19 protein-coding genes are annotated in these 19,976 nt (G+C 44.0%); 13 read left to right on the top strand and 6 right to left on the bottom strand.

The genetic code is table 11. The features are described from left to right. Positions 1–2: 2 nt before the first annotated feature. Positions 3–2,333 (bottom strand): DNA translocase FtsK, encoded by a 2,331-nt coding sequence (locus tag KHS79_RS06675; RefSeq protein WP_212718117.1) that lies wholly within the window; start codon positions 2,331–2,333, stop codon positions 3–5. Between the two features lie 381 nt (positions 2,334–2,714). Between KHS79_RS06675 and aat the strand changes: the two genes are divergently transcribed. The 3 genes from aat (at position 2,715) to infA (ending at position 4,717) form a co-directional block, all read left to right on the top strand. Next, complete coding sequence (gene aat / locus KHS79_RS06670) at positions 2,715–3,413, top strand: leucyl/phenylalanyl-tRNA--protein transferase (protein WP_212717751.1); 699 nt, start codon at positions 2,715–2,717, stop codon at positions 3,411–3,413. A 29-nt stretch (positions 3,414–3,442) separates the two neighbouring features. Continuing rightward, a complete protein-coding gene (locus KHS79_RS06665) occupies positions 3,443–4,150 on the top strand; it encodes an arginyltransferase (protein ID WP_027706825.1) in 708 nt (235 codons plus the stop codon). 348 nt (positions 4,151–4,498) lie between these two features. Continuing rightward, positions 4,499–4,717, top strand: coding sequence for a translation initiation factor IF-1 (gene infA, locus KHS79_RS06660; RefSeq protein ID WP_027706826.1), 219 nt, complete (start codon positions 4,499–4,501; stop codon positions 4,715–4,717). Positions 4,718–5,040: 323 nt separating this feature from the next. Here infA and clpA read toward each other — a convergent pair whose 3' ends face one another. After that, positions 5,041–7,299, bottom strand: coding sequence for an ATP-dependent Clp protease ATP-binding subunit ClpA (gene clpA / locus KHS79_RS06655; protein WP_027706827.1), 2,259 nt, complete (start codon positions 7,297–7,299; stop codon positions 5,041–5,043). 37 nt (positions 7,300–7,336) lie between these two features. Beyond that, entirely contained in the window at positions 7,337–7,735 is a 399-nt protein-coding gene (gene clpS, locus KHS79_RS06650) for an ATP-dependent Clp protease adapter ClpS (protein WP_407704221.1), read from the bottom strand. A gap of 210 nt (positions 7,736–7,945) precedes the next feature. Between clpS and cspD the strand changes: the two genes are divergently transcribed. Beyond that, the gene (cspD, locus tag KHS79_RS06645) at positions 7,946–8,227 is read left to right on the top strand and encodes a cold shock domain-containing protein CspD (protein ID WP_094787400.1); all 282 of its coding nucleotides are present in this window, start codon (positions 7,946–7,948) and stop codon (positions 8,225–8,227) included. Between the two features lie 121 nt (positions 8,228–8,348). Here cspD and icd read toward each other — a convergent pair whose 3' ends face one another. The 3 genes from icd to moaC form a co-directional block, all read right to left on the bottom strand. Next, entirely contained in the window at positions 8,349–9,605 is a 1,257-nt protein-coding gene (icd, locus tag KHS79_RS06640; protein WP_212717749.1) for an NADP-dependent isocitrate dehydrogenase, read from the bottom strand. 311 nt (positions 9,606–9,916) lie between these two features. Further along, positions 9,917–10,372: a molybdenum cofactor biosynthesis protein MoaE gene (locus KHS79_RS06635; protein ID WP_212717748.1), complete on the bottom strand. Its 456-nt coding sequence runs from the start codon at positions 10,370–10,372 to the stop codon at positions 9,917–9,919. Continuing rightward, the gene (moaC, locus tag KHS79_RS06630; protein ID WP_212717747.1) at positions 10,369–10,857 is read right to left on the bottom strand and encodes a cyclic pyranopterin monophosphate synthase MoaC; all 489 of its coding nucleotides are present in this window, start codon (positions 10,855–10,857) and stop codon (positions 10,369–10,371) included. The genes KHS79_RS06635 and moaC overlap by 4 nt, the downstream gene beginning before the upstream one ends. Before the next feature lie 151 nt (positions 10,858–11,008). Here moaC and KHS79_RS06625 point away from each other — a divergent pair, with 151 nt between their 5' ends. The 9 genes from KHS79_RS06625 (at position 11,009) to KHS79_RS06585 (ending at position 19,802) form a co-directional block, all read left to right on the top strand. Then, entirely contained in the window at positions 11,009–11,473 is a 465-nt protein-coding gene (locus KHS79_RS06625) for an NUDIX hydrolase (RefSeq protein ID WP_038289776.1), read from the top strand. Positions 11,474–11,520: 47 nt separating this feature from the next. Continuing rightward, positions 11,521–12,648 (top strand): tRNA 2-thiouridine(34) synthase MnmA, encoded by a 1,128-nt coding sequence (gene mnmA, locus KHS79_RS06620; protein WP_212717746.1) that lies wholly within the window; start codon positions 11,521–11,523, stop codon positions 12,646–12,648. 19 nt (positions 12,649–12,667) lie between these two features. After that, positions 12,668–13,291 carry a high frequency lysogenization protein HflD gene (hflD, locus tag KHS79_RS06615; RefSeq protein WP_094787396.1) on the top strand — a complete coding sequence of 208 codons (624 nt, stop codon included), beginning with the start codon at positions 12,668–12,670 and terminating at the stop codon, positions 13,289–13,291. 55 nt (positions 13,292–13,346) lie between these two features. Continuing rightward, positions 13,347–14,714, top strand: a complete 1,368-nt coding sequence (purB, locus tag KHS79_RS06610; protein ID WP_212717745.1) for an adenylosuccinate lyase — start codon at positions 13,347–13,349, stop codon at positions 14,712–14,714. 73 nt (positions 14,715–14,787) lie between these two features. Further along, a complete protein-coding gene (locus KHS79_RS06605; RefSeq protein ID WP_212717744.1) occupies positions 14,788–15,951 on the top strand; it encodes a cupin domain-containing protein in 1,164 nt (387 codons plus the stop codon). Beyond that, the gene (locus tag KHS79_RS06600; protein WP_212717742.1) at positions 15,938–16,987 is read left to right on the top strand and encodes a DUF7931 domain-containing protein; all 1,050 of its coding nucleotides are present in this window, start codon (positions 15,938–15,940) and stop codon (positions 16,985–16,987) included. The genes KHS79_RS06605 and KHS79_RS06600 overlap by 14 nt, the downstream gene beginning before the upstream one ends. Beyond that, a complete protein-coding gene (locus tag KHS79_RS06595) occupies positions 16,984–17,805 on the top strand; it encodes a secretin N-terminal domain-containing protein (RefSeq protein WP_212717739.1) in 822 nt (273 codons plus the stop codon). The genes KHS79_RS06600 and KHS79_RS06595 overlap by 4 nt, the downstream gene beginning before the upstream one ends. Before the next feature lie 143 nt (positions 17,806–17,948). Beyond that, the gene (locus KHS79_RS06590; RefSeq protein WP_027706839.1) at positions 17,949–18,554 is read left to right on the top strand and encodes a hypothetical protein; all 606 of its coding nucleotides are present in this window, start codon (positions 17,949–17,951) and stop codon (positions 18,552–18,554) included. A gap of 480 nt (positions 18,555–19,034) precedes the next feature. Beyond that, positions 19,035–19,802, top strand: a complete 768-nt coding sequence (locus KHS79_RS06585; protein ID WP_212717738.1) for a PEP-CTERM sorting domain-containing protein — start codon at positions 19,035–19,037, stop codon at positions 19,800–19,802. Positions 19,803–19,976: the final 174 nt, after the last annotated feature.

The raw sequence follows: 19,976 nt of genomic DNA, 5'->3' as shown, positions 1-19,976 counted from the left end.
AATTATGGTTGAGGTGGTGCCGCGACCAGCACTTCTCGCGAGCCATTGCTACCCATGGGGCTAACCACACCTGCTGTTTCCATTGATTCAATTATTCGAGCTGCTCGGTTATAACCGATTTTAAGTTTCCGTTGTACAGCTGAAATTGAAGCGCGGCGTGATTCTGTGACAAACGCCACTGCTTCATCATAAAGCGGGTCTTGTTCTGAGTCGCTATCCAGGCCAGCACTGAAGGCACTGCCTGTTCCGCTATCATCAACCGCACCACTTAGAATATCCTCGAGATAATCTGGCTCAGCTCTTTGCAGCCAGTCATTCACCACCTGGTGGACCTCATCATCGGCGACAAACGCACCATGCACCCGTATAGGGACTGCGGTTCCGGGTGGGAGATATAACATATCGCCTTGCCCAAGTAGCTGCTCTGCTCCACCCTGATCCAGAATGGTGCGGGAATCGACCTTAGATGAGACCTGAAAGCTAATACGAGTCGGTATATTTGCTTTAATTAAGCCCGTTATCACATCCACTGAGGGTCGCTGAGTTGCCAAAATCATATGAATTCCCGCAGCCCTGGCTTTCTGTGCCAGTCGAGCAATCAGCTCTTCGACCTTTTTGCCTACTATCATCATCATGTCAGCAAATTCATCAATAACGATGACAATAAAGGGCAAAGTCTCTAAGACTTGAGGTTCTTCACCTTCAATATTTTCATGAAAGGGGTCAAGTAAAGGCTCGTCTTTGGCCTTAGCTTCTTTAATCTTGCGGTTGAAGCCTGCAATGTTGCGAACCCCCATGGCCGCCATAAGCTTATAGCGGCGCTCCATTTCGGCCACACACCAGCGTAAGGCGTTGGCGGCCTCTTTCATGTCAGTCACCACAGGAGCCAGTAAGTGTGGTATACCCTCATACACTGATAACTCAAGCATTTTAGGGTCAACCATAATGAGGCGAACTTCTTCCGGGCTGGCTTTAAACAGCATACTGAGCAACATACTGTTAACCCCGACCGATTTACCTGAGCCTGTTGTACCTGCCACGAGCAGGTGAGGCATTTTGGCAAGGTCAACGACTACCGGCAGACCTGCGATATCATGGCCCAGTGCCAGACTAAGCGGTGATTTGGCATCAGCATAGGCTTCAGAGTTAATGACTTCACTGAAGTACACAACTTCACGATCTTCATTGGGAATCTCAATACCCACCACCGACTTGCCTGGTATGACCTCCACGACACGGACACTGATAACCGCTAGGGAGCGGGCTAAATCTTTTGCCAGGTTGGAAATTTTGCTGACTTTAACTCCTGGGGCGGGTTGAATTTCAAAGCGAGTAATGACGGGACCTGGGTGAACAGCAACGACCTCTGCAATAACGCCAAAGTCTTTTAGGCGGTCTTCCAGTAAGCGAGAAAGCAGTTCTAGTGTTTCAGGTGAAAAGCCTCGTTCTACTGATTTATCAGGCTCATTTAACAAGGAAACTTCAGGGAGCGAACCGTCACTTTTCCCTTGGTAACGGACTTGTCGGCGCTGTTTGGGTTGAGAAATCTTGGGTGGGCTGGATACCGCTAACTCAGTAGTGGGTTCCTCAGCAGCCAGGGTTTGGGTTGAAGCCTGGTACACTAAGTCAGCCTCTGGTGCTGAGAGCAGTAATGGGTCCTGCCGCTTTTGGCTCGCTTTTTTGCGACGCGGCTGGGATGCGGTTGCAGCTTGTCTTTGTGCCCTTCCCTCCCAATAACGTTGCCATTGACTAATCATTAGGCGGCCAACATGGGCTAGCGCACCAAAAAAGTCCAAGGTCACTTTGCCCAGAAGGTCCATAAAGAGAAACCAGGATAGGTCTGTGGCAATGGTGAACCCAAATAGGAAAAGCGAGAGCAGTAAGAGGGTTGAGCCAATGGTATTGAACAAGGGCATGGTTTCAGCAATCAGCAAGTTACCTAGAATGCCACCCGCAGTGGCCGGCATTTCTGCCGCATACTCAGTAAAGTGCAAGGTTGCTAAGCCTGCTCCACAAATAATACTGATCCCTAAGCCGGTCAGCCGTAGCGCCCAAATCGGCAGTCTGAACTGCAATGGGTCGTGACGTTTGCGTAATAACTGAATGGCCATAAACCCAATAAAAAAGGGAAACAGGAAGGCAAAGTAGCCAATAAACCAAAGTAAAAGGTCGGCTACCCAAGCTCCACTGCGTCCAACTAAGTTATGGACAGCACCATTGGTCTGCCCGGTATGGGACCAACCTGGATCTGCTGGGCTATATGAAAAGAGTGCCAGTATTAGATAAATACAGCTAGCAATTAACGCTATCAGCAAACCTTCACGAAGGCGCATGCCAATATGCTGGCGTGCTCGTGGGGGTGTACTTGGGGTCGTCGGAGTTTTTCTGTTACGCTTTTTAACTGTTTTTGAGCCTTTCAAATCAATGACCTTAACGCGATCTTACACTTAAAGAGTTTGACCAAGTTGACACACGTTAGAATTAAAAGTTCTTACATTGTACGGGTTTAGCACTTGGATGCTAGCCGTGCAATCCCTTATGCTGTCGATTTTTTGACATTAAATGTTCGTTAAGCCACAACGCATATACCCTGTAGGCTATTTGCGATGTAGCTTAAAAAAACGGTTGATTATTCAGAGCCTGTGAAGCTGTGGAAATGAAGTAGCGGCTATGGTTTTATTCAAGCTAATTCGCATCACAAATTTTCGATACCTATGATTCGATTACCACGTTTGTTACCTGGACAAGTTTATTTTCCACCTGTGTCACAAGCCTTAAAAGAGCCCAATGGGCTGCTGGCTATGGGCGGAGATTTAGAAGCTTCTAGCTTGGTTAGGGCTTACCGGCAAGGTATTTTTCCTTGGTTTAATGAGGGTGAACCTATTCTGTGGTGGAGTCCTGACCCTAGACTTGTCTTATTTCCACATGCTGTTCATGTTAGCCGTAGTTTGCAAAAAACGCTTAACCGCAAACATTTTAGCTTTACCTTCAATCAAGCTTTCAATGAAGTTATAACAGCCTGTGCAGCTCCTCGAACAAAGCAAGCTGGAACCTGGATAACACCACACATGTTGTCAGCTTATCGTACTTTACATGAGCAAGGCATTGCTCACTCTATTGAATGCTGGCAAGGTGCTCAGCTGGTGGGAGGACTCTATGGTGTGGCCATTGGCCGAATATTTTTTGGCGAGTCTATGTTTAGTAAGGTATCAGATGCCTCTAAATGCACTTTGGTTGCTTTGGCCAGGCAGCTGGATGCATGGCAGTTTGGCTTAATTGATTGCCAGGTAGAAAGTGACCATTTAATGCGTATGGGTGCTGAAACCCTTTCCCGAGAATCTTTTCTAAACTACTTAGAAAGGTATTGTTCAATACAAGGTCCTGAGCAATGGTCGATGACTGTGGATATTTGATTTAATTGTCTGATAACTATGAAAAGACTATGTCAGAGTTAAAGGAATTAAAATTTTTTGCGACCCATCCTCATACCTGTAGCTATTTGCCTGATCAGGAGGCTACCACACTGTTTCTTGATCCGAATAAGGAGCTAAGTACAGTTTTGTACAGTCAGCTTACTGACTTTGGTTTTCGACGAAGTGGTCAGCACTTGTATCGTCCACATTGTCGCTACTGTCAGGCTTGTATTCCCGCAAGAATTCCTGTTGCACGCTTTCAACGCAAGCGACGTTTTCAGCGTATCTGGCAAAAAAATAAAGACTTGGTGGTTGAGGTGGTTAACCCCAGTAGTGAAGATGAGATTTACCACCTTTATGAAAAGTACATTTTTCTTCGGCATCAGGATGGCGACATGTTCCCACCCAGCAAAGAGCAGTTTGAGTCTTTTTTAGTGGGGGGCTGGGATTTTGCCCAGTTTTATCTTTTTTGGGAGCAGTCAAGGCTGATTTCAGTAGCGGTTACCGACCAGTTAGCTAATGGCTTATCGGCAATCTATACCTTTTATGATCCAGAATATAGCCAGCGCAGCCTAGGTACCTTTGCGGTTTTATGGCAAGTAGAAGCTTGTCAGCTATTAGGGTTGGATTATGTGTACTTAGGGTACTGGATAAAGTCTTGTCAAAAAATGCAATACAAAGGGGAATATCGTCCGCTGGAGGTTTTTGTTAATAATAAGTGGATAGAGTTGCAGTAATATGCTTAATGCCTACAATTAAGGTCTGATGACACTTAGGGAAGAGTTACTCGTTTCACTTAGCGCTGAGCTAGTCAGTATTTGTTTCGGTCATATCACCCCTGGCAGGCACTAAGGCAGGTTTTAATTTCTAAGAAGCTTTTCCTTCTGTTCATTTTTAGTGAAGCGTGGCTATATGGAGCCAGTTTTTTCTTCTGGGCTGAGAAAAATGTCGTCATAAAATACGATATTGTTATAGCAACCTTTACTTTTCTAGTTGTTTTCAGGCAGAATTCACCCCTATTTTGGGCTGGTCATGGCTAGGCCTGATACAGACTTGGTAAGTAACATGAAGAGGTAAAGCGCCGAATGGCAAAAGAAGATTCAATTGAAATGGAAGGTACAGTTATTGATACCCTCCCTAATACTATGTTTCGCGTTGAGCTGGAAAATGGTCATGTAGTGACTGCTCATATTTCTGGCAAGATGCGTAAAAATTACATCCGTATTTTAACGGGCGATAAAGTACGCGTTGAGTTAACGCCTTATGACTTAAGTAAAGGGCGTATCACGTATCGTGCACGTTGATAACCTTTGCAAGAAGGTATGCTGCTATAAGGCTGTTTGTGTACGTTTTATTTATGAGTGATGATTAGCGTTAATTCTCATCTTTTTAACACTGACACCCGATGATTTCATGCAATAGTAGAGATCATTTTTGCTGATGAAGACTACTGTGTAAAGCGAGTGCAGTGCATAGCATTTAATAGTCTAATAGTTTGAAAGCATCCGAATAGCAGTTGGCTCTGTTATTCGGATGTTTTTGTTTGAGAGTGCGGCTTTTGAGTGAGAGGAGATATCGTTGGCTGCTGAGTATGCCCCAGATAGACAGAAACTGAGGCATGATTGAGTTAATGATCTTCTAGCTCAAAGTTCAGCTCATCTTCTTTGACAAAGACTTTGACAGTTCCTCCATTACCGGCCAACTTGCCGAAGAGGATCTGTTCTGCCAGAGGCTTTTTCAATACGTCTTGAATGACGCGTACCATGGGCCGGGCACCCATTTGTTTGTCATAGCCTTTATCTGCCAGCCAAGCTCGGGCTTCTTCATCCACTTCCAGCAAGACTTTTTTATCATCCAGTTGGCTCTGTAGCTCAGTGAGAAATTTATCCACCACATGCTTGATAGTTTCTTCAGTAAGTGGCTGAAACTGAATAATGCCATCAAGACGGTTACGAAATTCTGGGGTAAAAGTCTTCTTGATAACTTCCATGGCATCTGTTGAGTGATCTTGCTCTGTAAAACCAATTGAGGCTCGACTGGTTTGTTCTGCGCCGGCATTGGTAGTCATTACCAGAATGACATTACGAAAATCAGCCTTACGACCATTGTTGTCTGTTAATGTGCCATGATCCATAACTTGAAGGAGTAAGTTAAATACTTCAGGATGCGCCTTTTCAATTTCATCCATGAGTAATACGCAGTGCGGCGATTTATTAATCGCTTCAGTGAGCAAGCCTCCCTGATCATAGCCAACATAGCCTGGTGGAGCACCAATTAATCGCGAAACTGTATGCCGCTCCATATACTCGGACATATCAAAACGGACCAGCTCAATGCCAAGAATTTCGGCAAGTTGGCGACTGACTTCTGTTTTACCAACCCCTGTTGGTCCGGCAAATAGAAATGAGCCTACAGGTTTTTCTGGGGCTTTTAATCCAGCACGGGATAGCTTGATAGCCGTGGTCAATGAATCAATAGCTTCACTTTGGCCAAAGACCACCATTTTTAAGTTGCGCTCTAGATTTTTAAGTACTTCTTTGTCTGATGCTGAAACACTTTTAGGTGGAATCCGTGCAATTTTGGCCACAATAGTTTCGATATCGGCGACACCAATCGTTTTTTTGCGCTTGTTTTCGGGTTGTAAGCGTTGAAAAGCACCTGCTTCATCAATAACGTCGATTGCTTTATCTGGCATATGACGATCATTGATATAACGATCAGCTAACTCTGAGGCTGCCTTTAAGGCAGTATCCGTGTATTTAATGGCATGGTGTTCTTCAAAGCGAGATTTAAGACCCTTGAGAATCTGAAAAGTATCTTCCACAGAGGGTTCATTGACATCAACTTTCTGAAAACGTCTGGCCAATGCACGGTCTTTTTCAAAAATACCACGAAACTCTTGAAAGGTCGTAGAGCCAATACAACGTAACTCTCCTGACGTCAATAAAGGCTTGAGTAAATTGGACGCATCCATAACGCCACCGGAGGCGGCTCCTGCGCCAATGATGGTATGAATTTCATCAATGAACAGGATGGCGTGGCGTTTTTTACGCAGTTCAGCCAGTAGGTGTTTAAAGCGTTTTTCGAAGTCACCGCGGTATTTGGTTCCTGCCAGCAACGCCCCCATATCTAACGAGTAAATGGTAGCATCATTTAAGATATCAGGTACTTCACCATCGACCACACGCTTGGCCAACCCTTCAGCAATAGCCGTTTTACCTACCCCTGCTTCTCCTACTAATAAGGGGTTATTTTTACGCCGACGTGTCAGTATTTGCGAAACACGCTCTAATTCGCTGTCACGTCCTACAAGGGGGTCAATGCGGCCTAACCTTGCCTGCTCATTAAGGTTGGTAGCATAATTCTCTAGTGGGTTACTAGACGCCGTTCCTTCTGCAGTCCCCTCTTCCTCTTGTTCATGGCCTACATCTTCTTGTTCAGAGGTGCCTGGCACTTTTGAAATACCGTGCGCGATATAATTAACAACATCAATGCGGGCAATGGTTTGCTGTTTAAGAAAATAAACTGCCTGACTTTCTTGCTCGCTAAAAATAGCGACTAATACATTTGCGCCTGTAACTTCTTTTTTGCCAGAGCTTTGCACATGAAAGACAGCCCGCTGTAATACTCGTTGAAAGCCCAACGTGGGCTGTGTTTCGCGTTCTTGTTCATTACTGGGAATTAGCGGCGTTGTGGAGTCAACAAACTCGGTGAGGTCTCTACGCAAACGATCCATATCAGCGCCACAAGCTCTCAACACCTTTAACGCGGCTTCATTGTCCAATAGTGCTAGTAGTAGGTGCTCCACGGTCATAAACTCATGCCGTTTTGCCCGAGCGTCCTTGAAAGCAAGGTTCAGGGTCACTTCGAGGTCTTTGTTCAGCATACTGGTACCTTAAGCATTCGCCATTAACTTTTGCTATTTAATTAGCTTTTTCTATTGTGCAGAGCAGTGGATGTTGGTTCTCTCTAGAATATTGATTAACCTGCTCGGCTTTAGTTTCGGCAATGTCGCGGGTAAAGACCCCACAAATCCCTTTCCCTTCTGTGTGCACCTTCAACATTACCTGAGTGGCTTTCTCACGGTTCATGCTAAAAAACACTTCTAAGACTTCGACTACAAAGTCCATTGGTGTGTAGTCGTCATTGAGCAGGACCACCTTATACATTGGCGGTGGCTTAAGTTTCGGCTTAGCTGGCGCAACAAGAAGTTGACCATCCTCATCGAAACTTTCTTGTCCGTCCTCATTTTCTAATGTTAGACGAAGTTCCTTTAGTTTACCCATTGCATACCAATCTGTTTTTTCACGACCAAGATTCATAAAGTAAGTATAATACCTTGCTTATGCTACAAATGCAGTTGTTAAAAACTTGACAGAAACCGCTGCATGTTAAACACTAGTTTAAAAACCACGCGTTGGTTTAAGTGTCTTATGTGTGACAATGTGACGTGAAATTTTGTGACGAGGGACAGTGTCGCATATTTGTTGTAGGAACTACTCCGCAAGGAGTTTTTGCAGAGGGAATAAAGCATGCCAACAGGTAAAGTTAAATGGTTTAATAACGCAAAAGGTTACGGATTTATTTTGCCTGAAGATAGTAATGAAGACCTGTTTGTGCACTATTCATCAATTGAGATGGATGGCTACAAAACACTAAAAGCGGGACAGCAAGTGAACTTTGACATTTTACAGGGACCAAAAGGGCTTCACGCGATTAATATAGTACCTGTAGAAGATAAAAGTGAACATGAACCAAGGGACGCTCAACCCAACCATATTCACTCGGCAGATGATGTACATCTTCCAGCGTAAATTATTGGTGTCTGTTTGAGTGAAAAACCATAACAGGTTTAAAAAAAAGGGGCTAATCAGCCCCTTTTCTGTAAGCGTTGTTATGCTTTCATACTACCCTGTAACCCCATTAAGCTCGGGACTACATGTTGGCAACAATAGCATCCGCAAACTCGGAGCATTTCAGTAGAGAAGCACCTTCCATCAACCGCTCAAAATCATAAGTCACGGTTTTTGCACCTATTGCCCCTTCCATCCCTTTAATAATTAAGTCAGCTGCTTCTGTCCAGCCCATATGACGTAACATCATTTCTGCAGAAAGAATCAGTGAGCCAGGGTTTACTTTGTCCTGCCCGGCATATTTTGGTGCTGTTCCATGTGTGGCCTCAAAAATAGCGACGTTATCGCTGAGGTTGGCACCTGGAGCGATACCTATTCCACCTACTTCAGCCGCTAAGGCATCAGATAGATAATCACCATTTAAGTTTAAAGTAGCGATGACGTCATACTCTGCTGGGCGTAGAAGGATTTGTTGCAACATGGCATCAGCAATAACATCTTTTATGATGATCTCACGGCCTGTGTTGGGGTTTTTAAAAGTACACCAAGGACCGCCATCCAGTAGTTTTGCGCCAAACTCCTGCTGAGCCAACTCGTAGCCCCACTCTTTAAACGCCCCCTCGGTGTATTTCATGATATTGCCTTTGTGGACAAGGGTGACGGATGATTTGTCATTGTCGATAGCATATTGAATAGCACGGCGTACCAGACGCTTAGTACCTTCTTCAGAAACAGGTTTAACACCAATACCACAGTTTTCGTCAAAACGAATTTTAGTGACACCCATTTCTTCTTTTAGAAATTTGATGACCTTATCCGCTTCAGGGGTGCCTGCTTTCCATTCGACACCTGCGTAAATATCTTCGGAGTTCTCGCGGAAAATACACATATCAACATCTTGAGGGTTCTTGATTGGGCTTGGCACACCAGTGAACCAGCGTACAGGACGTTGACAAACATACAGATCAAGTTCTTGACGAAGTGCTACGTTTAATGAGCGAATGCCACCACCGACAGGTGTTGTCAATGGGCCTTTAATACCAACGGCAAATTCTTTAAATGCTTCAAGTGTTTCTTCGGGTAGCCAGGTGTTCTCGTCATAGACCTGAGTGGCTTTTTCACCTGAATATACCTCCATCCAGGCGATTTTTTTGCTACCACTGTAAGCTTTTTGTACAGCGCTATCGACAACGTTAATCATGGCTGGAGTGACATCAATGCCTATGCCATCCCCTTCAATGTAGGGAACAATCGGATTGTCAGGCACGTTGAGGGACAAGTCAGCATTAACCGTGATTTTTTCACCATGGGCTGGCACGTTGATGTGTTGATATCCCATTACTTACTCCATTATTTCGTGTATGAATTTTTTGGTTGAAACACTGTATGACAACCTTATTGGTGGCATTATTGTTGTAGGTTTTGCCTTAAAAGTCACGTACTTTTTCCTTGTAAATACAACATGATAGGTGGGATTTTTCTCGTGAATAATGAATATAAATCTCAGTTTATTGCGTTATTTTATCGGCTGTTTTATACAGTTATTTTACGTGACTTTTTGATGATGTAATTACATCACATAAATGAAGAATAAATGTCTATGTATTAAATTATTTTAGTTTGCTGACATTATGAGCTGAGTGAACATATTTATTTAAGCCACTTTTTTCTTGCCTCTTGGTCTGAAGTTTTTGCGGCTACCCAGTGGGCACCACTTGAATGCACTTCCTTTTTCCAAAATGGCGCTTCCGTTTTAAGGTAATCCATCACATAGGAAGCTGATTCAAAGGCGGCCTGACGATGTTGTGCTGCAGTGCCTACAAAAACTATTTGTTCGTGGGCGTATAATTTTCCAATACGATGAATAACCGTACAGCCTAAAATACTCCATCGATTAACAGCTTCTTCAGCAATTTTTGCTAATGTTGTTTTAGCCATAGCCGGATAACACTCAAGCTCCATGTGTTGTATATCACCTTGCTCGCTGAACTCTCGGACTAAGCCTGTAAATGTTACTATGGCACCTGCACTTGGCGCTGCCTGTCGAAGCTGGTGATAGAGGTGGTGATGATCAAAATCATCTTCTTGAATTTTAATTGTGATCATGACGTGGTCCGTTGCCAGTGACCAGACTTACCCCCTGTTTTTTCTAACAGGCAAGTATGCTCAATAACAATACCTTTATCGAAGGCTTTACACATATCATAGAGCGTTAACGCAGCAATGGAGGCGGCCGTTAAAGCTTCCATCTCAACCCCGGTTTTTCCGGCAAGTTTGCATTGAGCTAAAACTTGAACTTGGTGCTTGTCAGGAAGCAGGTTAAAGTCAATAGATACGTTACTTAATGCTAGGCTGTGGCACAGGGGGATTAGATCTGCACAGCGCTTGGCAGCTTGTATTCCCGCAATTCTTGCGACTGCAAATACATCTCCCTTGGGGTTATCTTCAGTGAGTTTATTAAAGCTGTCAGCAGAAAAACCGACGATACTTTGCGCGGTTGCGGTTCGAGAGGTCACTTGTTTTTCTGTGATATCCACCATATGGGCCTGGCCCAATTTATCTAAGTGGGTAAAGGGCGATGTCTTTGTCATCTGCAGCTCGCTTAAGTGTTAATTCTTATCGTGGACCAGTGAAGAAAGCGTCCAGAACCATTACACAGTATGATGCTTATTTGTGTGTTTCTTGTAAATGAAAGCCATACTGTAAATAAAGTATCCCTCCTCTTTAAATTTGGATTTAGGCATGACGGATAATTTTCAACCTTGGTGTCCTCGGGTAGCGGTTGCCTCCATTGTCGAGTCAGAAAATAGATTTTTGCTGGTAGAAGAGACTATTTTCGGGGAGTTGGTTATAAATCAGCCCGCTGGTCATTTGGAATATGGCGAATCTCTGGTTGCCGCGGCTCAGCGGGAAACCCTTGAGGAGACAGGGTGGGAGATAAATGTGACAGGATTAGTGGGGATTTACCGATTTAATCCTCCACAATCTCCCGGTATTACATACCATCGTTTTTGTTTTGTGGGTGAGGCCGTCAATCATATTGGCCACCAACGCCTCGACGATGAAATAGAGCAAGTGCTCTGGCTTACACATGCAGATATTATACAACGCAAGTCGTCATTACGGAGTCCATTAGTACTTCGCTGTATAGAGGACTATCAAAAGGGATATCGATATCCATTGGAACTTATTGTAGAGCCTGCGTAGAATAGCACTTACTTAATATTAAACATGAATAGCATGTTCGGTAGTGTATGAGTAACCAAGAATATCCTGAACCGCATAATACCCGCGTTATTGTTGGCATGTCTGGTGGTGTTGACTCTTCCGTTGCAGCCCTGAGCTTAAAGCAGCAAGGTTATCAGGTGGAAGGCCTGTTCATGAAAAACTGGGAAGAGGATGATGGCACTGAGTATTGTACTGCTCGTGAGGACTTAGCTGATGCCCAGGCGGTCTGTGACAAGCTGGGAATCCATCTGCATACGGCCAACTTTGCTGCTGAATACTGGGATAATGTGTTTGAGCACTTTTTACAAGAGTATCGTGCAGGAAGAACCCCTAACCCTGATATTTTATGTAACAAAGAAATTAAATTTAAGGCATTTTTGGATTACGCTGAGCTGCTTGGCGCAGATTTTATTGCAACCGGGCATTATGCGCGTCGAAGTTTTAAAGATGGCAAAGCGTGCCTGCTGAAAGGTAAGGACCCTGATAAAGATCAAACCTACTTTTTACATGCCGTGGGTCATCAGCAACTGGCTAAAACATTATTCCCTGTAGGGGAAATGCATAAGCCTGATGTACGAAAACTGGCGGCTGAACATGATTTGATTACCCATAATAAAAAAGACAGTACAGGCATATGCTTTATTGGTGAGCGTCGGTTCAGCGATTTTTTAAAGCGATATTTACCCGCACAGCCTGGCCCGATAAAAACGACAGAAGGTGAGCTTATTGGAGAACACCAAGGATTAATGTACCACACATTGGGACAACGCCAAGGACTGGGTATTGGGGGGGTGAGCGGTGCTAATGAAGCGCCATGGTATGTCGTTGATAAGGATGTTGCGAATAATGTGCTGGTGGTAGCACAAGGTAATCAGCATCCTTTGTTATTCTCTGAAGCACTGTTGGTCAGTCATGTTGACTGGGTGTCTGGAGACAGTCCCACTCTGCCTGTCAGATTGCATGCTAAGGTACGTTATCGACAATCTGAGCAGCCTTGTGAAGTTCAACCCTTATCAACAGGTGGCTACTTAGTGATATTTGACCAGCCTCAGCGTGCTGTCACACCAGGACAATCTGTGGTGTTTTATCAGGATGATTTATGTTTGGGGGGCGGCGTTATTGAATCCCGCTCACACACTAAACCGATAGAATAAATATAGCTTTTCTCCATCAATGAGTACGTATTCATACAAAGATCAAGCATTGGCGCTAGCGGGTGTGTTTCAGGCTGCGAACCTTGTAGAAAAGGTTGCTAAAACAGGTCAGGCCCCAGAGGATGCTTTAATTACTTCTTTATCCAGTATTTTAAACACATCACCTAACTCAGTGGCAGATGTTTATGAGGGTGCGAGTGGTGTGATGCTTGGATTACGTGTACTGCGCAGTGTTTTACAAAAAGAAGCATCTTCCATGCAAACAGATACCATTCGTTATGCGTTAACTTTGCTGCACTTAGAGCGCAAGCTCAGTAAAAATCCAGCCATGTTAACAGAAATAGCCAGCCGCCTTGACAAAATAAAAGACCAAGTCAATCACTTTGCGGTTACCCATGAAAATATTATTGCGGCTTTTGCCAGCTTGTACCAGGACACTATCAGCACCTTTCGGACCCGGATCCAAGTCACTGGTGAAATGCGGCATCTTCAGCAACAGGTAAATGCCGATAAAATACGTGCCTGCCTGTTAGCGGGTATACGTGCGGCTATGCTCTGGCATCAGACTGGAGGTAGCCGCTGGCAACTATTACTATCGCGCAGCAAATTACTGGGCGGTGTTGAGTCCTGTATTCACGTTTAATACACGTTTTGGGTTATATACGTTTTAGCAACTGTGAGTTATAAGTGGTTTTATAATGCAACTATCTTCTTTAACCGCGTTATCCCCTGTTGATGGTCGTTATAGTAATAAGACAGCTGATTTACGACCATTTTTTAGTGAATATGGCTTGCTCCGCTATCGAGTGGAGGTTGAAATTCGCTGGTTACAGCAGCTGGCAGCAACACCCGAAATAGTAGAAGTGCCTCCCCTTTCCTCTGCAGCCAATGCTTTTCTTGAGCAAATACTGGAAGAATTTGATGAACAAGAAGCCGCTCGAATTAAAGCGATTGAGCAAACCACTAACCATGACGTTAAAGCGGTAGAGTATTATTTAAAGGAGCAGTTAGATCGGCAACCTGAGCTAGCGCCTATTAAAGAGTTTGTTCATTTTGCTTGTACATCTGAGGATATTAATAACTTAGCCCATGGCCTGATGTTGAAAAATGGCGTAGAGCATGTGTTAGTCCCCACCATGGAGCAAGTGGTAGATGCCATACGCGCCTTAGCGCATCAGTATGCCAGTACACCAATGCTGTCTCGTACGCATGGACAAACAGCCACTCCATCTACACTAGGTAAAGAGATGGCCAATGTGGTGGTGCGATTAGAGCGTCAAGTATTACAGCTTAAAGGGGTTAAGCTACTGGGTAAAATCAATGGAGCGGTTGGCAACTTTAATGCACATTATGTGACTTATCCCGAGGTGAACTGGTCCTCTCTGGCTGAGTCATTTGTCCAGCAGCTTGGCTTGTCATGGAACGCCTATACTACACAAATAGAACCTCATGATTATATGGCAGAGCTATTTGATGCTGTTGCCCGTTTTAATACGATTATTTTAGATTTTGACCGGGATGTTTGGGGCTATATTTCGCTGGGTTATTTCAAGCAAAAAACAGTGGCAGGTGAAGTGGGATCATCCACGATGCCTCATAAAGTAAACCCTATTGATTTTGAGAACTCAGAAGGTAATTTAGGGCTGGCCAATGCTATCCTGCAGCACTTAGCTGCCAAGCTACCGGTATCTCGCTGGCAGCGCGATTTGAGTGACTCAACGGTGTTACGCAACTTGGGTGTTGGTTTGGCTCACAGCTTATTAGCTTACCAGTCAACCCTCAAAGGTATTAGTAAGCTGGAAATTAATGAGCAGCGTTTACAAGAAGATTTACTGAGTGCCTGGGAGGTTTTGGCTGAGCCTATTCAAACGGTGATGCGCCGTTATGGCATTCCTGAACCTTATGAAAAACTAAAGGCATTGACACGCGGTAAAGCGATTACAGCCGAAGTCCTTCAGCAATTTATTAATACATTGGCATTGCCTGAGGATGTGAAACAGCAGCTTTTAACATTAACACCTGCAACCTATACAGGTAACGCGAGTAGCCAGGCACAGCAAATATAATAAGTTACTCATAAACGACTGTGTATTCTCTTTATGGGTATTTTTTTACAAATAACGGGTAATCATTGCCATTATGAATACATTACTGGGTAATATCAGCGCCGCAGAATTTTTGCGTGAGTACTGGCAACAGCGCCCTCTATTAATACGGCAGGCGTTACCTGCTTATCAGTCACCCGTTTCTCCAGAAGAGCTGGCTGGCTTAGCGATGGAAGATACGGTAGAAGCTCGGCTTGTGGTTAATGATGATGAAGCTGAGCCTTGGCAAGTCTGGCATGGTCCATTTTCTGAAGAAGCCTTTTTGAACTTACCTGTAGATAATTGGACCTTATTGGTGCAAGCGGTTGATCATTGGGTGCCCGAAGTAGCTGAACTACTTAGCCATTTTGATTTTCTACCTGGCTGGCGGCTGGACGACATTATGGTCAGCTATGCTCGTCCTGGTGGAGGTGTTGGGCCTCATTATGACCACTACGATGTGTTTTTACTGCAAGCCCGAGGCCGACGAAAGTGGCAGGTAGGTCAACGCTGCACAGTGCAAACACCACTCATGACTCATAATGACTTAAAAATAGTGGCGGACTTTCAAACTGCTGAAGAGTGGATTCTAGAACCTGGAGATATGCTCTATTTACCACCAGGTGTGGCGCATAATGGCATTGGTATAGACGATTGCATGACATTTTCTGTGGGTTTTCGAGCCCCTTCTGCGGCTGAGGTCATTACCCATTTTAGTGACTATGTTGCAGATAACCTATCTGATGATAATCGCTATGCTGACCCGGCATTGTCTCTGCCTGAGCATCCTGGTGAAATTACCCACAGTGCCATTGGGCGTTTAAAAACGTTGCTTAGTCAACTAGACGATGAGCAAAAGCTGGTGGAGTGGTTTGGACGTTTTATGACAGAGTCAAAATATAATATGACTCCTGAATTACCTACCATTAAGCCTACAGACTGTGATGAGCTGGCGGGTCGGCTAAAACAGGGTTATTCGCTAACGGTGGTGCCCGGAGCACGGCTGGCTTATAGCGCACTTAATAACTGTTGGCAGGTTTATGCAGATGGTCAAGTTTTGCATGCCAGTGAGCAGGTTTCTCCTATTCTGACACGCCTGGAGCGTCGACAGCCTATTGATCAAGCTGATGTCTCGGAGGCCGATGCAGATACTCTGCTATTACTTACCCAGCTGGTAGCTTTAGGGACACTGGCCTGGAAGCGGAATGATGACTGCTGAGGTTAGCTCTGCTACTGAAGAGCAGGTGTTATCGTTTTTTGCTCACTATAGATGTGCAGGAGTTAACCATAGTGAGCAGGAAATTCTCCTCTGTCCACTACAATCAACTATGCACGCTGACTATAGCTGGTTTTTGATTGGCGGTGATTCACCACAAGGCTTGGGGTGGTTTCACCCTGAGCATTCTACCATTGGGATTTATTTGCCTTTTGCTGAAGAGAATGGCTCAACGTTCAAAGACTTACTTGAATACCTCATTGCTTATACCCGCGCTGCCGGTGTCAAAATGCTTAAAGCATGTACCCTGCCCCATTGGTTAAGTTATTATCAAGCTCAGGGGTTTAGCTCGCTAGCCATTGACAGCTTAGGGGTAGATGCGGCTGATTCGGAAAATGTCTTCCTTGGATTAGGTCTGGCTGCTCCCATTCCATTTGCCTCGATTCCCGATAAGCAAGGTATTGAGGTGATTCATGCTAAGTATCGTCATGACTACCAGCCTCGGGCTATCAAGCCAGCTGCAGAAACGGTGACTGCATGTCAGCTTATTCTGGGAGAAGACAGTAAGCTGCAGGTTTGGCACAAGCAGGCTGATATTATGTCAGCGCTGCTGAGCATTGTGGCCCAGGCTGATGAAATGGTGCTGATTTACTCCCCACTGTTACAGCATGAGCTTTTTGCAGATGAGTCCTTTATTCGAGAGTTCTCAATGTTTGCTAGACGAAATCCGATTAGCCATGCGCGTATCTTGATCGATGATTGTCGCGCCATTGTCAATTATTCTCATCCATTACTGAGTCTGCAAAAAAGAATTCCCAGTCTTATAGAAATTCAACAAACTCACCCACAGTACCCTGTAGAAAGTTATGGTTATGTGTTGGTGGATCGTGTGGGCTGGTTAGAGCTGTCTGATGCCGATTTATTGATTGCTAAGGGATCATTTGCAGACCCAGGAAACGTTAAATTGCGCCAAGAAGGTTTTCAGCGTGCATGGGACAAAAGCTCTAAACCAGCAGACTTAAGGAATATCTCATTATGATTCGCTTAAGATCAGCTACCTATTTGCTAGTCACTCTGTTGCTAATAAGTCGTTTATCGATAGCTGCAGCGTTGCAAACATATACCATTGACATGAGACATCGGCTGGCAGATGAGCTAGTTCCCATATTACAGCCTTTGGTGGCTCCTGGAGGGGCTGTCACGTCATACAATAATGTTTTGATTATTAAAACAACAGCCAAGAACTTTCAACAGTTGCAGCAAACAGTAAAAAAACTGGATACGCCAATACGCCAACTTTTAATCAGTGTCAGCTCTGATTCAAGTGTGGTTTATGCCGAGCGTGGAATAGAAGCCGATGTTGATGTGCGAGTGGGTGATGTGACGATTCGAACAGACGACCGTCATGCAGCTAGCGACCAAGTTGTTATTCATCACGGCACTCAACGCAGGCAAGATCAGGGGATACAGCAAGTGACTGCACTTGAGGGACAGGCTGCTTTTATTCAAGTAGGACAAGAGGTACCTGTACATGAACGTACCCAGTGGCCTGGGCATATTGAACAGCGCTCCTCTTATAAGAAAGTGAGCCAAGGCTTTTATGCGACGGTGAGGCTATCAGGTAATGACTTAGCTACTATTCAGCTAGAGGCTCAGAATAATCGTTTGGCTCGCAATAACTCAGGCAATATTGATATCAATTCAACCAGTACGGTTATTCAAGCACCTATTGGGCAGTGGGTTCCTGTAGGTGGCGTTAATAATCAGGCTAATCAGCACAACTCAGGTTTGAATCAACGAGTGTATCGTACCCGGGACCAACAGGCTCAGTTTTATATAAAGGTGGACTTTCAGTAAGGCGTCTTAAGGCGCTCGCATATTTGCCCCTCTTTTTTCTGCTTACCATGGGTTGCACCAGCTCTTGCCCTTTTCTTGTAAGTTAAGACAAATGGACTAGCCTTGTATTGCCACTTACAACCCGGCAAGGAAGGACATTTATTATGGGATTTTACACACTCATTGATGCACATGAGGTAAACGCTACCTTCGTAAGTACCAGTGATCAGCAAAAAGAAGGCCAGTTGATATTACATGCTAGTGGTATTGTTCAAGAGTATGCGACCACGCCTGAATTTTCGCGAGATGAACAATGGACAGGTGGCATCAAGTTTTGTTTAGGGGCTTGGATCGGTCCACTGGGGGCAGGAAAACAAAATTATCGAACGGAACGTTCGTTTTCTAACCTGGCACCACCAAAAGAAGTGGTTATTGCTATGGCTTCTGGAGACAAGACAATTCCCGTGGAGTATATTCCTGAACAAAAAAGTCATGCCTTCTTGGCTGCACTCCAAACTGCAAGTCCTCATAAGTCAAGCGGACAAGCTGAACACATGACAGCCTCAGGAAGTTCACTGCGCTTGGATTTTAATGAAGCTTATCAAGCCGCATTAAATACACTTATTGCCAAACTACCTGAAGCGAGCTTATTAACTCGTTATGAGCTAGTCATTGATAAGCAAGTAATGTCCTATGTTGGTTTGGTCAAAGGTGCTCCGACTTACGAGCTAGTAGTAACTGTCTCCCTTTCGAGTCCCAAAAAACACTAGTTATACCCTAATGGGCAGAACTGAGTTCTTGCCCATTGCTTTTCATGCCAACAAGTAAATCAGGTTGCGAGAGCTAAGTGAGTGCTATTCAAATCGATATCCATAGTAAAGCCGCTGTCGCCTCTTCTTTACACTTCGCTAGTAGATAATCTCAAGATAATTATTTGTAATTTAATTATATTTTTATATGCCAATTTTTTTTAAATAAAAAAACCTTAAAAATCATTGAATTACGATAAACGGTATTTGGGGGTGTGAGTTGTGTTGCGGAGCTTGTGGGATTTAATTCAAATTATTAATTTTTACAGTCTCGTTACCTTAATATGAAGTTTTGAAGTTAAGTATTTGTTATAAGTGTAAAAAATAATTTTGGCATCAATGTTGCTGAATAGTGTCTGCGTTTTTACATGCGTTTATTCAATATGCATGAAGTTTGGATTAGTAGTATGCACGACGGCGTGCATTTTATGGAGAGTTATAATGAATAAATTAGCCGCACTATTTGGAACTGCAGTAGTAGCTCTATCTTCACAAGTAATGGCATCACCTCTCGACGCAAAAAATATTACTGTTTTTGATGGACAAGCAGGTAAGTATGGTACTCGAGAAGATAATGAAGTAGAGCCATATAATAGTTATGGACAAAAGTGGGACTTAGAAGGTTTTTTCCAGAAAGGAAATAATGTCAGTATTGTGAGTGGTTACAACCTGAAAAATGGCGAACAACAAGGCCGTCACCACTGGACTTCTGGCGATATTTTTATCGATATTAATAACGATGTAACCCGCGGCAGTCGTACATGGTCAAATGGTAATAAAACCGTTAAAAACACTTACGGCTTTGACTATGTATTGGATGTTAACTGGTCTAACCTGACGTACGATATTGTTAAGTTAGATGCAAACTCTTATACAAAAACTTCCTACTTTAAAAATAACCAAGCCGCTAACCCATGGTTGTATGCTGGCGGTGGTGATGTTATCGGAAATGGTGCTTTCTCTTTAAGCTCACTGACCGACGCCGAGTCAGGTTTCCTAGGTGGAAAACACTACTATGCTAATGGTTTTGATTTAAGCTTTTTAGGTGAAAATGCTGACTTCAATTTACACTTTACTATGCAGTGCGGTAATGATGACCTCCGTGGTAAAGGTAAAACACCAACTACACCCGTTCCTGTTCCTTCTGTAGCTGCTTTAATGGGTATTGGTTTACTCGCTTTAGGTCGTGCACGTCGTCGTAAAAAGTAAGTAGCGTGTAGTAATCCATGAACGATATGGGTTAGACCGAAAAAGCCTTGCATTTATGCAAGGCTTTTTTAGTTTCTATCTATAAAAAAGGAAGTGTTCTGAAGCAGATTTATTAGATACCTTTTTGGGGTGGATAAGAAATATTTACATGATTTTCTATTTTAGAGATTTTCA

Source organism: Zooshikella ganghwensis, assembly GCF_018263875.1.
In the GTDB taxonomy this organism is placed as follows: Bacteria; Pseudomonadota; Gammaproteobacteria; order Pseudomonadales; family Zooshikellaceae; genus Zooshikella; species Zooshikella ganghwensis.
Note: the sequence above shows the minus strand (reverse complement) of the source record. Positions and strands in the feature narration are given on the sequence as shown.

Excerpts from the sequence above, each read along its gene's own strand:
- purB (WP_212717745.1), top strand. The coding sequence starts at position 13,347 with ATGCAACTATCTTCTTTAACCGCGTTATCCCCTGTTGATGGTCGTTAT.
- KHS79_RS06590 (WP_027706839.1), top strand. The coding sequence starts at position 17,949 with ATGGGATTTTACACACTCATTGATGCACATGAGGTAAACGCTACCTTC.
- KHS79_RS06625 (WP_038289776.1), top strand. The coding sequence starts at position 11,009 with ATGACGGATAATTTTCAACCTTGGTGTCCTCGGGTAGCGGTTGCCTCC.
- infA (WP_027706826.1), top strand. The coding sequence starts at position 4,499 with ATGGCAAAAGAAGATTCAATTGAAATGGAAGGTACAGTTATTGATACC.
- aat (WP_212717751.1), top strand. The coding sequence starts at position 2,715 with ATGATTCGATTACCACGTTTGTTACCTGGACAAGTTTATTTTCCACCT.
- KHS79_RS06585 (WP_212717738.1), top strand. The coding sequence starts at position 19,035 with ATGAATAAATTAGCCGCACTATTTGGAACTGCAGTAGTAGCTCTATCT.
- mnmA (WP_212717746.1), top strand. The coding sequence starts at position 11,521 with ATGAGTAACCAAGAATATCCTGAACCGCATAATACCCGCGTTATTGTT.
- KHS79_RS06600 (WP_212717742.1), top strand. The coding sequence starts at position 15,938 with ATGATGACTGCTGAGGTTAGCTCTGCTACTGAAGAGCAGGTGTTATCG.
- clpA (WP_027706827.1), bottom strand. The coding sequence starts at position 7,299 with ATGCTGAACAAAGACCTCGAAGTGACCCTGAACCTTGCTTTCAAGGAC.
- cspD (WP_094787400.1), top strand. The coding sequence starts at position 7,946 with ATGCCAACAGGTAAAGTTAAATGGTTTAATAACGCAAAAGGTTACGGA.
- icd (WP_212717749.1), bottom strand. The coding sequence starts at position 9,605 with ATGGGATATCAACACATCAACGTGCCAGCCCATGGTGAAAAAATCACG.
- moaC (WP_212717747.1), bottom strand. The coding sequence starts at position 10,857 with ATGACAAAGACATCGCCCTTTACCCACTTAGATAAATTGGGCCAGGCC.
- hflD (WP_094787396.1), top strand. The coding sequence starts at position 12,668 with ATGAGTACGTATTCATACAAAGATCAAGCATTGGCGCTAGCGGGTGTG.
- clpS (WP_407704221.1), bottom strand. The coding sequence starts at position 7,735 with ATGAATCTTGGTCGTGAAAAAACAGATTGGTATGCAATGGGTAAACTA.
- KHS79_RS06635 (WP_212717748.1), bottom strand. The coding sequence starts at position 10,372 with ATGATCACAATTAAAATTCAAGAAGATGATTTTGATCATCACCACCTC.
- KHS79_RS06605 (WP_212717744.1), top strand. The coding sequence starts at position 14,788 with ATGAATACATTACTGGGTAATATCAGCGCCGCAGAATTTTTGCGTGAG.
- KHS79_RS06675 (WP_212718117.1), bottom strand. The coding sequence starts at position 2,333 with ATGCGCCTTCGTGAAGGTTTGCTGATAGCGTTAATTGCTAGCTGTATT.
- KHS79_RS06595 (WP_212717739.1), top strand. The coding sequence starts at position 16,984 with ATGATTCGCTTAAGATCAGCTACCTATTTGCTAGTCACTCTGTTGCTA.
- KHS79_RS06665 (WP_027706825.1), top strand. The coding sequence starts at position 3,443 with ATGTCAGAGTTAAAGGAATTAAAATTTTTTGCGACCCATCCTCATACC.